Source organism: Streptomyces javensis (assembly GCF_039525925.1).
Taxonomy (GTDB): Bacteria; Actinomycetota; Actinomycetes; order Streptomycetales; family Streptomycetaceae; genus Streptomyces; species Streptomyces asiaticus.
Map to the genome: position 1 here is coordinate 85650 of NZ_BAAAIF010000038.1, position 10797 is coordinate 96446.

General features: G+C 69.6%; 4 protein-coding genes, 1 tRNA gene and 2 rRNA genes. 1 reads left to right on the plus strand and 6 read right to left on the minus strand.

Annotation, left to right across the window (positions count from 1 at the left end):
* Positions 1 to 67: 67 nt before the first annotated feature.
* Entirely contained in the window at positions 68 to 745 is a 678-nt protein-coding gene (locus ABD329_RS28965; protein WP_020868040.1) for a response regulator, read from the minus strand.
* A gap of 274 nt (positions 746 to 1019) precedes the next feature.
* Positions 1020 to 6578, minus strand: coding sequence for a HAMP domain-containing protein (locus ABD329_RS28970; protein WP_198278644.1), 5559 nt, complete (start codon positions 6576 to 6578; stop codon positions 1020 to 1022).
* Positions 6579 to 6828: 250 nt separating this feature from the next.
* Between ABD329_RS28970 and ABD329_RS28975 the strand changes: the two genes are divergently transcribed.
* Positions 6829 to 9462, plus strand: coding sequence for a SpoIIE family protein phosphatase (locus ABD329_RS28975; RefSeq protein ID WP_198278646.1), 2634 nt, complete (start codon positions 6829 to 6831; stop codon positions 9460 to 9462).
* 98 nt (positions 9463 to 9560) lie between these two features.
* Here the strand turns inward: ABD329_RS28975 and ABD329_RS28980 are convergent.
* The 4 genes from ABD329_RS28980 to ABD329_RS28995 form a co-directional block, all read right to left on the minus strand.
* Positions 9561 to 9633 (minus strand) — tRNA-Thr (locus tag ABD329_RS28980).
* 60 nt (positions 9634 to 9693) lie between these two features.
* The gene (locus ABD329_RS28985; RefSeq protein ID WP_198278645.1) at positions 9694 to 10392 is read right to left on the minus strand and encodes a DegT/DnrJ/EryC1/StrS family aminotransferase; all 699 of its coding nucleotides are present in this window, start codon (positions 10390 to 10392) and stop codon (positions 9694 to 9696) included.
* A 105-nt stretch (positions 10393 to 10497) separates the two neighbouring features.
* Positions 10498 to 10614 (minus strand): 5S ribosomal RNA (gene rrf / locus ABD329_RS28990).
* 88 nt (positions 10615 to 10702) lie between these two features.
* A 23S ribosomal RNA gene (locus tag ABD329_RS28995) occupies positions 10703 to 10797 on the minus strand; the annotation flags it as partial.

A 10797-nucleotide genomic window follows, 5' to 3' on the forward strand; every position in this document is an offset into this window, starting at 1 on the left:
ACATCGCGTCAAAGTGCGGGTGACCGGTCGGCGATGACCGACCGACGGTGACGGCGGGGCGGGCGGATCAGTTCTGCGAGGGGACCTGGCCGGCGCCGCTGCCCGCGCCCGGCTCCAGCGCGTCCAGCGCCCGCCGCAGACCGGTCAGCTTGCGCTCCAGATGGGCCGCGGTGGCCACGGCGGCCGCGTCGGCCGACTCGTCCAGCTGCTTGGACAGCGCCTCGGCCTGCTCCTCGACGGCGGCGAGCCGCGCGGACAGCTCGGCGAGCAGCCCCGCCGACTCCTTGGCCTCCCCGGCGGCGGGCTGACCGCCCTCCAACTGGAGGCGCAGCAGCGACGCCTGCTCCCGCAGCTGGCAGTTCTTCATGTAGAGATCCACGAAGACCGAGACCTTGGCTCTGAGCACCCACGGGTCGAAGGGTTTGGAGATGTAGTCCACCGCGCCGGCCGCGTAGCCCCGGAAGGTGTGGTGCGGGCCATGGTTGATCGCCGTGAGGAAAATGATCGGGATGTCGCGGGTCCGCTCCCGGCGCTTGATGTGCGCCGCGGTCTCGAACCCGTCCATGCCCGGCATCTGGACGTCCAGCAGAATCACCGCGAAGTCGTCCGTCAGCAGCGCCTTGAGCGCTTCCTCCCCTGACGATGCCCGCACCAGGGTCTGATCGAGCGCGGAGAGAATGGCCTCCAGCGCCAGCAGATTCTCCGGCCGGTCATCGACCAGGAGGATCTTGGCCTTCTGCACCATGCCCCGTCCTCCTCGTCCCGGCTTGGGGTCTCCCCAGCTCGCAGCGCTGGGGGAAGCACCGGGCGCCGCCCCAGGGGACGGCTCCCTTGCGCCGCCCGTCCTTGTGCCGGTCATGGTAGCCGCACCCCGCTGTTCGCCACACCCTGTCACCGCGATGTCACTGTGCACGTAGCAGAAACGCGGTGGGAGACCAGAAGGTTCCCCGAATACCGCGTTCCCACACGTGTTCGGCGACACTCAGTCAACACCACGGTTGCCCCGCGCGTGCCTCGGGTCACTCATCCGACATCCACTGCTCCATCACCGTAAGGAGATGATCGGTGTCGACCGGCTTGGTGACGTAGTCCGACGCGCCCGCTTCGATGCTCTTCTCCCGGTCGCCCTTCATCGCCTTCGCGGTGAGGGCGATGATCGGCAGCCCGGCGAACTGCGGCATCCTGCGGATCGCGGCCGTCGTGGCGTAGCCGTCCATCTCCGGCATCATGATGTCCATGAGGACCAGTACGACATCGTCGTGCTGCTCCAGGACCTCGATGCCCTCCCGGCCGTTCTCCGCGTACAGCACCTGTAGCCCGTGCTGCTCCAGGACGCTGGTCAGCGCGAAGACATTACGGATGTCGTCGTCGACGATCAACACCTTTTCGCCGTGGAAGCCACCCGCCGGCTCCGGGGCCACCAGGTCCTGGCCGCCCAGCAGCCACGGCTCGGGGGCCTGCGCCTGCCGTCCCGGTCGGCGGCCCGCCGACCGGGCGCCCGACTCCGTCTCCGGCTGCGGCGGGGCCTGCTCCGCGTCGGTACGCGGCGCCTCCTGCTCGGCCCGCTGACGCCGCCGGAACAGCCCGGAACCGCCACGGCCGCGCGCCGCCTGGGAGCCCTCGGAGGCGTCCTCCGCGGCCTCCTCCCGCTCCGCCGCGGCGCCGTTCTCCGTGGGCTCCTCCACGGCACTGGGGAACGCCTCGAGCGCCAGCGGGGCCGAGCTGCTCGGGGCGAGCTGCGGGTAGCCCTGGGGCGGCAGCTCGCTGGGGTGCAGCGGCAGGTAGAGCGTGAACGTCGAGCCGCGGCCCGGCTCGCTGGCCGCGTGGATCTCGCCGCCCAGCAGCCGGGCGATCTCCCGGCTGATGGACAGGCCCAGCCCGGTGCCGCCGTACTTACGGCTGGTGGTTCCGTCGGCCTGCTTGAACGCCTCGAAGATCACCCGCATCTTGCTCGCCGCGATGCCGATACCGGTGTCGGTCACCGAGAACGCGATCATGTCGGCGTCCGCGTCGCGCAGCGCACCGTGCTCCAGCAGCTGCTCCCGGATGGCGTGCGGCACATCCGCGCCCGCCGGCCGGATGACCAGCTCCACGGCGCCGCTGTCGGTGAACTTCACCGCGTTGGACAGCAGATTGCGCAGCACCTGGAGCAGCCGCTGCTCGTCGGTGTGCAGCGTCGCCGGGAGCTCCGGCGACACCCTTACGGAGAAGTCCAGGCCCTTCTCGGCGGTCAGCGGCCGGAAGGTGGCCTCCACGTAGTCGACGAGCTGGACCAGGGCGATACGGGTCGGGCTGACGTCCATCTTGCCCGCCTCGACCTTCGACAGGTCCAGGATGTCGTTGATCAGCTGGAGCAGGTCCGAGCCCGCGCCGTGGATGGTCTCGGCGAACTCCACCTGCTTCGGCGAGAGGTTGCCGTCGGCGTTGTCGGCGAGCAACTTGGCCAGGATCAGCAGCGAGTTGAGCGGCGTGCGCAGCTCGTGCGACATGTTCGCCAGGAACTCGCTCTTGTAGCGCATCGAGACCGCGAGCTGCTCGGCGCGCTCCTCCAGCACCTGCCGGGCTTCCTCGATCTCGGTGTTCTTCACCTCGATGTCGCGGTTCTGACGGGCCAGCCGGTCGGACTTCTCCTCCAGCTCCGCGTTGGACGCCTGGAGGGCCTTCTGCCGGTTCTCCAGCTCGGCCGACCGCTCGCGCAGCTGCTCGGTCAGCTCCTGCGACTGCTTCAGCAGCACCTCGGTCTTGGTGTTGACGCTGATGGTGTTGACGCTGGTGCCGATCATCTCGGCGATCTGGTTGAGGAAGTCCTTCTGGATCTGGGCGAACGGCTGGAACGAGGCCAGCTCGATCACGCCCAGCAGCTGCCCCTCGAAGAGCACCGGCAACACGATCACATGGGCCGGAGCCGCCTCACCGAGCCCCGAGGCGATCTTGAGGTAGCCCGGTGGCACGTTCTCCACCAGGATCGGGCGCTTCTCCTCGGCGACCGTGCCGATCAGCGTCTCACCGGGCTTGAAGCGGTTGGGCATCGAGCCCTGGGTGTAGCCGTAGGAGCCGACCAGGAGCAGTTCGTAGCCGTCGTCGGAGGTGCTGTCCGCGACCACATCGGTGCCCTCGCCGGGCGGTACGGCCAGGAAGAACGCACCGTGCTGGGCGGAGACCACCGGGGTCAGCTCGCTCATGATCAGCCGGGCGACGTCCTCCAGGTCGCGGCGGCCCTGCATCAGACCGGAGATCCGGGCCAGGTTGCCCTTGAGCCAGTCCTGCTCCTTGTTGGCGAGCGTGGTCTCGCGCAGGTTGGCGATCATGGTGTTGATGTGGTCCTGGAGGACCTGGATCTCGCCGGAGGCGTCCACGTCGATCTTGAGGTTGAGATCGCCGCGGGTCACCGCGGTGGCCACCTCGGCGATGGCGCGCACCTGACGGGTCAGGTTCCCGGCCATCTCGTTCACCGACTCGGTCAGGTCCTTCCAGGTACCGGCCACGTCCCGCACCCGCGCCTGGCCGCCCAGCTGGCCCTCGGTGCCCACCTCACGGGCCACCCGGGTCACCTGGTCGGCGAACGACGAGAGCTGGTCCACCATCGTGTTGATGGTCGTCTTCAGCTCGAGGATCTCGCCACGCGCCTCGATGTCGATCTTCTTGGTCAGATCACCCTGGGCGATGGCCGTGGTGACCATCGCGATGTTGCGGACCTGGCCGGTCAGGTTGGACGCCATCGAGTTCACGGACTCGGTGAGGTCCTTCCACGTCCCCGAGACGCCGGGCACCCGGGCCTGGCCGCCCAGGATGCCGTCCGTGCCCACCTCGCGGGCCACGCGGGTGACCTCGTCGGCGAACGAGGACAGCGTCGTCACCATCGTGTTGACGGTGTCGGCGAGCGCCGCGACCTCGCCGCGCGCCTCGACCGTCACCTTCTTCGTCAGATCGCCGTTGGCGACCGCGGCCGAGACCTGCGAGATGTTTCGCACCTGGATGGTCAGGTTGTTGGCCATCAGGTTGACGTTGTTGCTCAGGTCCTTCCAGATACCGGTCACGCCCGGAACCCGCGCCTGGCCGCCCAACTGCCCCTCGGTGCCCACCTCACGGGCCACCCGGGTGACCTGCTCGGCGAACGACGACAGCTGGTCCACCATCGTGTTGACCGTGGTGACCAGCTCGAGGATCTCGCCCTTGGCATCGACGGTGATCTTCTTCGACAGATCGCCCTTGGCGACCGCCGTCGTCACCTCCGCGATCGAACGCACCTGGGACGTCAGGTTGTTGGCCATGCTGTTGACGGACTGGGTGAGGTCCTTCCACGTCCCGGAGACGCCCTGCACCTCGGCCTGGCCACCCAACTGGCCCTCGGTGCCCACCTCGCGGGCGACCCTGGTGACCTCCTCCGCGAAGGACGACAGCTGGTCGACCATCGTGTTCAGGGTGTTCTTCAGCTCCAGGATCTCGCCACGCGCATCGACGTCGATCTTCTGGGAGAGGTCACCGCGCGCGACCGCCGTGGCCACCTGCGCGATATTGCGCACCTGGGCGGTCAGGTTGCCCGCCATGCCGTTCACCGAGTCGGTCAGATCGCGCCAGACGCCCGCCACACCAGGCACCTGCGCCTGACCGCCCAGCCGGCCGTCCGTACCCACCTCGCGGGCGACCCTGGTCACCTGCTCGGCGAAGTCGGAGAGCTGGTCGACCATCGTGTTGATGGTGTTCTTCAGCTCCAGGATCTCGCCGCGCGCGTCCACCTCGATCTTCTGCGACAGATCGCCGCGCGCGACCGCCGTCGTCACCTGGGCGATACCGCGCACCTGCGCCGTCAGGTTCCCGGCCATGGAGTTCACGGAGTCGGTAAGGTCCGCCCAGACGCCGCTGACCCCGTCCACCCGGGCCTGACCGCCCAGCCGGCCCTCGGTGCCCACGTCCCGCGCCATCCTGGTGACCTGGTCGGCGAACGAAGACAGCTGGTCCACCATGGTGTTCACGGTGTTCTTCAGCTTGAGCATCTCGCCGGAGACGTCGACGGTGACCTTCTGCGAGAGATCACCGTTCGCCACCGCCGTCGTCACCTGGGCGATGTTGCGCACCTGTCCGGTGAGGTTCCGGAAGGCGGTGTTCACCGAGTCGGTGAGGTCCTTCCACGTACCGGCGGCGCCCGGCACCTGCGCCTGACCGCCCAGCTCGCCCTCGACGCCGATCTCCCGGGCGACCCGCGTCACCTCCGCACCGAACGACTGCAACTGGTCCACCATCGTGTTGACGGTGTTCTTCAGCTCCAGCATCTCGCCGGCCACATCGACGGTGACCTTCTGCGACAGATCGCCGTTCGCCACCGCCGTCGTCACCTGGGCGATGTCCCGCACCTGCGCGGTGAGGTTCCGGAACGCGGTGTTCACCGAATCGGTGAGATCCTTCCACGTCCCCGCCGCACCCGGTACCTGCGCCTGACCGCCCAGCAGCCCCTCGGCGCCGACCTCGCTGGCCACCCGCGTGACCTCGTCCGCGAAGGTGCGCAGCGTCTCGGTCATGGTGTTGATCGTGTCGGCCAGCTGCGCGACCTCGCCGCGTGCGCTCACCGTCACCTTCTGCGACAGATCGCCGTTGGCGACCGCCGTGGTGACCTGGGCGATCCCGCGCACCTGCGCGGTCAGGTTCCCGGCCATGAGGTTGACGGAGTCGGTGAGGTCCTTCCAGACGCCCGCGACGCCCGGCACCTTCGCCTGGCCGCCGAGCTCACCCTCGGTGCCCACCTCACGGGCGACCCTGGTCACCTCGGAGGCGAAGGAGGAGAGCTGGTCCACCATCGTGTTGACGGTTTCCTTCAGCTCGAGCATCTCCCCGGACACATGAACCGTGACCTTCCGGGACAGATCACCCTTCGCCACCGCCGTGGTGACGAGAGCGATGTCACGCACCTGGGCGGTGAGCCGGGAGGCCATCGTGTTGACGGACTCCGTGAGGTCCTTCCAGGAACCCGACATTCCGCGCACCCGGGCCTGACCGCCCAGCTTGCCCTCGGTGCCGACCTCGCTCGCGACCCGCGTCACCTCGTCGGTGAACGCCGAGAGCTGATCCACCAGGCCGTTGACCGTGCGGCCCACCTTCAGGAACTCGCCCCGCAGGGGATGCGCCGACCCGTCGGAGCCCTGGGCCCGCAGGTCCATGCGCTGCTCCAGGTCGCCCTCGGCGACCGCCGACAGCACCCGGCCCACCTCGGACACCGGCCGTACGAGATCGTCCACCAGGGCGTTGGACGCGTCAATGGCCGCGGCCCACTGGCCCTCACAGGCGCCGGTCTCCAGCCGCTCGGTGAGCTTGCCCTCCCGGCCGACCACCCGCCGCACCCGGGTCAGCTCGCCCGTGAGCTGGAGATTTCGGTCCGCGACCTCATTGAAGACCGCGGCGATCTCGGACATCACTCCCTCGCCCGAGACCGTGAGCCGCTTGCGGAAGTTCCCGTCCCGCATGGCCGTCATCGCGGTCAGCAGCCGGTTCAGGGCCGCCGTCTCCACTTCGGTCGTCCCATTGCTCCGGGACCGTCCGCCTTTCGCGCGCGTATTCGTGCCCCGCGCCGCTGCGCCAGACTCCACCGTGTCCCTCCCGCAGGGTTGACCGTCCTCGTCGGGTTCTTCTTCCAGCTTCCCCAGTGTTTCACCATGCCCCAACCAGGCCATAACAGTTCGGCAGCATCCCACACCGCCGAGGGCACCTCTGGGTGGAATCCAAGCCGACCGGCATTCGCGAAGGCATCGGTGGTAAGTAACCTGGCAACCGGCCAGGGCATCGGAGGGGCGCTGCGACATGGGTGAGCAGTTCGCCGAGACACTTATGAGGAGACCTGTGATCACCGCGCGGGCAGCCGCCACCTTCGAGCCGGTGGGACGCTCGGTCGCCGCCGCCCGCACCTTTGTCCGGGACACCCTCCAGGGGTGGGGCCTCACCGATATCGTGGACGACGCCGTCGTCCTGACCAGCGAACTCGTCACCAACGCGGTGGTGCACGCCGGTACCACCGCCGATGTGGTCTGCATCCGCGCCGAGACCGGTGTGCGCGTCGAGGTCGCCGATCGCTACCCCGAGCGCGAGGTCCCGCTCCAGAGCAACGGCGGCCACCACTTCGGGCATCCCGACCGCGAGGGCGGCCGCGGCCTGCTCCTGTGCGCCGCGCTCGCCGCCCGCTGGGGCGTCGAGTACACCGCGACCCACAAGCAGGTCTGGTTCCAGCTCGACTTCCCCGACCGCCCGGCCGGCACCCGGGCCGCCGGGCCCGCCCTGCCCTCCAGCGCCCTGCCCATCGCCGACTCGCGGGTCCGGGTCGGCGTCGTCCAGGTCGACAGCGGCGGACTGATCAGCGCCTGGAACGACGACGCTCAGGAGCTGTTCGGCTACCATCCGGAACAGATCATCGGCAAGCCGCTGACCGACCTGGCGGCCTGGCCGCACACCCCCGGCACCGGCACCGGCGTCGCCGAGGCGCTCCTGCTCTCCCGCTGGGAGGGCTCCTACGGCATCCGCGGTGCCGATGGCCGGGTCTCCCCCGTCTACGCGTCCCACCTGCGCATCCGCGACGCCGAGGGCGAGCCCTCCACCGTCTGTCTGCTGGTGCGCGACCTCGAGCGCGCCGTGCTCCAGAGCCCGATGCGCGGTGCGAACGTGGACACCGCCGAAACCGCCGAGCGGGGCCCGGCCACCGACGCCTTCGAGGTCTTCATCGGCTCCCCGGCCCCCGACGACCTCGACGGACTGCTCCAGCGCACCGTCGAGCGGGCCCGTGACATGCTCGACGGCGACGCCGCGTACCTCCTGCTCGCCACCGACGACGAGACCGAGCTGGAGGTCCGCGCCTCCACCGGGCTGCCCTCCGCCCGCCAGCGCTTCGCCCGGGTCCCCGTCGAAGCGGGCACCGGGCGCTACGGCTCGGCCCGGATGCCCGCCGTCCACGAGGACCTGTCCGCGGTGCCCGGCGCCGTTCCCCTGCTGGTGAACACGGGGATGCGCTCCGTGGTCACCGTCCCGCTGAAGGTCGAGGGCCGGCTCACCGGCTCGCTCGGCGTCGCCGCCGAGTCCCCCGCCCGCTACAGCAACGAAGAGGCCCTGCGGCTACAGTTCGCCGCCGACCGCATCGCCCTCGCCGTCGAGCGCGCCCGCCTCACCGAGCTGGAGCGGCTGCGCCGCGGCTCCCTGTCCTTCCTCGTCGAGGCGTCCGACCTCCTCGCGGGCACGCTGGACCGCGATCAGACACTGGCGCTCATGGCTCAGATGACGGTGCCCACGCTGGCCAGTTGGTGCGCCGTCTATACGGTCGCCGACCAGGTGTCCGAGCCCGAGCTGTCGTACGTTCTGCATGAGGACGAGGACCGCATCGACGGGCTCAAGGCCCTGCTGATGAAGATCGACCCACCGGAGCAGGTGCCCACCGGCGGCGCCCGCAGCTGGTCCGGCCCCTATGACGCGGCCCACGCAGCCGCTCTGCGGACCTCGCTGCGCAGCCTGAGCCTCGGCGACTCCGCCCGCCCCTCCTCCGGCCCCGGCGCCTCGCTCGCGACCGCCTCCGCGGTCGGCGGGGAGACGGTCGTGCTGCCCCTGGTGGCCCGCAACCGCGTCATCGGCATGCTCATCCTCGGCAAGCCCACCGACGAGCACTTCCGCCAGGAGAACCTGGAGCTGGCCGAGGACCTCTCCCGCCGTGCCGCGCTCGCGCTGGACAACGCGCGGCTCTACTCGGAGCGCACCGCGATCAGCCAGTCCCTCCAGCGCAGTCTGCTGCCGCCCGAGCAGCCCGAGGTCCCCGGAGTCGAGGTCGAGGTCATCTACCGCGCGGCGGGCGAGGGCAACGAGGTCGGCGGCGACTTCTACGACCTCTTCCCGATCCGCGACGGGGCGTACGGCTTCGCCATCGGCGACGTCTGCGGCACCGGACCGGAGGCCGCCGCGGTCACCGGACTCGCCCGGCACGCCCTTCGGCTGCTCGCCCGCGAGGGCTTCGGCGGCCCGGCGGTCCTGGAGCGGCTCAACGCGGCGATCCTCGACGAGGGCGCCCGCAGCCGCTTCCTGACCCTCCTCTACGGCGAGTTGTGGCCGCAGCACGACGGCAGCGCCGTGCTCAAGGTCGTCTGCGCCGGACATCCGCTGCCGCTCCGGCTGCGCCAGGACGGCAGCGTGGAGGCGGCGGCCGAGCCCCAGCCGCTGCTCGGCGTCATGGAGGACCTCGAGCTGTATGAGCAGACGGTGACGCTCGACCCGGGCGATGTGCTGCTGTGCGTCACTGACGGCGTGACGGAGCGGCGCGAGGGCACCAGGATGCTCGGCGACGACGGCCTCCTCGACGTCCTCACGACCTGCACCGGCCTTACGGCGGGCGCGGTGGCCGCCCGGGTGCTGCGGGCGGTCGAGCGCTTCGCGGCGGAGCCGCCGTCCGATGACATGGCGATCCTGGCGATGCGCGTCCCCGAGCCCGAGCCCGCCGACGCCTGAGGCTCCCGGGCATCGCCGGGTCGCCCCGGCGATGCCCGAAGCATGACGCCCGAAGCATGACGAAGGCCCCCGCCACTTGGCGGGGGCCTTCGCAGGAGAGCCCCAATACGGAATCGAACCGTAGACCTTCTCCTTACCATGGAGACGCTCTGCCGACTGAGCTATTGGGGCGCGTCGACGAGATCGATCATACCCGAACTCGGGTGCGCTCCCGACCACTCACCCCCTGGCTCAGGCGGCTGACTGGAGCAGCCCGCCCAGCGCGTTGCAGGCCGAGACCACGCGCTGCAACTCGCGCCGCGACATGGTCGGATCGACGGGCAGCGCCAGGCACTCGTCGGCCGCGCGCTCGGTCTCAGCGAGCCACAGATCGCGCCGGAAGCGCGCGGTGCGGTGCGCGGGCGTCTGTACGGGCACATGGCATACGACGCCGCGAGAACGCAGCGTACGGGCGAAGGCGTCCCGGTCCGGCCGGCCGTTGCCGGGAACCCGGACGACGTATTGCTGATAGGTGTGTTCCACACCGGGCGCGACAGGCGGCGTGAGGACGCCCCGCAGCTTTCCGTCCAGATAAGCCGCGTTGGCCTGCCGCCGCAGTATCTCCCCGGCGGGCTCGCCGGCAGCCCCGTGTCCGATCACCAGCACGCCGTGCCGCTGGCCGAGCTCGGTGAGGGCCGCCATGTCGGCGGGATGTCCGAAGGTGTGAATGGCCACGATGGCCGCGGTCCTGGGCGTCAGCGCCCGGGCCACCGCGGCCGGGTCTATGCAGTAGGTATGGGCGTCGATGTCCACGAACACCGGCCTGGCACCGGCCAGCAGTACCGCTTCCGCGGCCTCGGGAGTGCCGTAGGACGGCACGATGACCTCGTCGCCCGGTCGCACACGCGCCCGGGTCAACTCATGCAGCAGCTCATCCGTAGGAGTCCCCATGAGCGGCATCGTGCCCAGACAACATGAACACCGAGTGGCTCGCAACACAACAAGAGAAGAGCCCTGCCGGTGACCGAAGTCCCGGCAGGGCTCTCTGCAAAATTTGTTCGGCGGCGTCCTACTCTCCCACAGGGTCCCCCCTGCAGTACCATCGGCGCTGAAAGGCTTAGCTTCCGGGTTCGGAATGTAACCGGGCGTTTCCCTAACGCTATAACCACCGAAACACTATGAAGTTAAACCGGACCCAACCCACAACGGGGCGGTCAGACGGTTCATTGCTTCAGAACCAACACAGTGGACGCGAGCACCTGAGGACAAGCCCTCGGCCTATTAGTACCAGTCAACTCCACCGGTCACCCGGCTTCCATATCTGGCCTATCAACCCAGTCGTCTACTGGGAGCCTT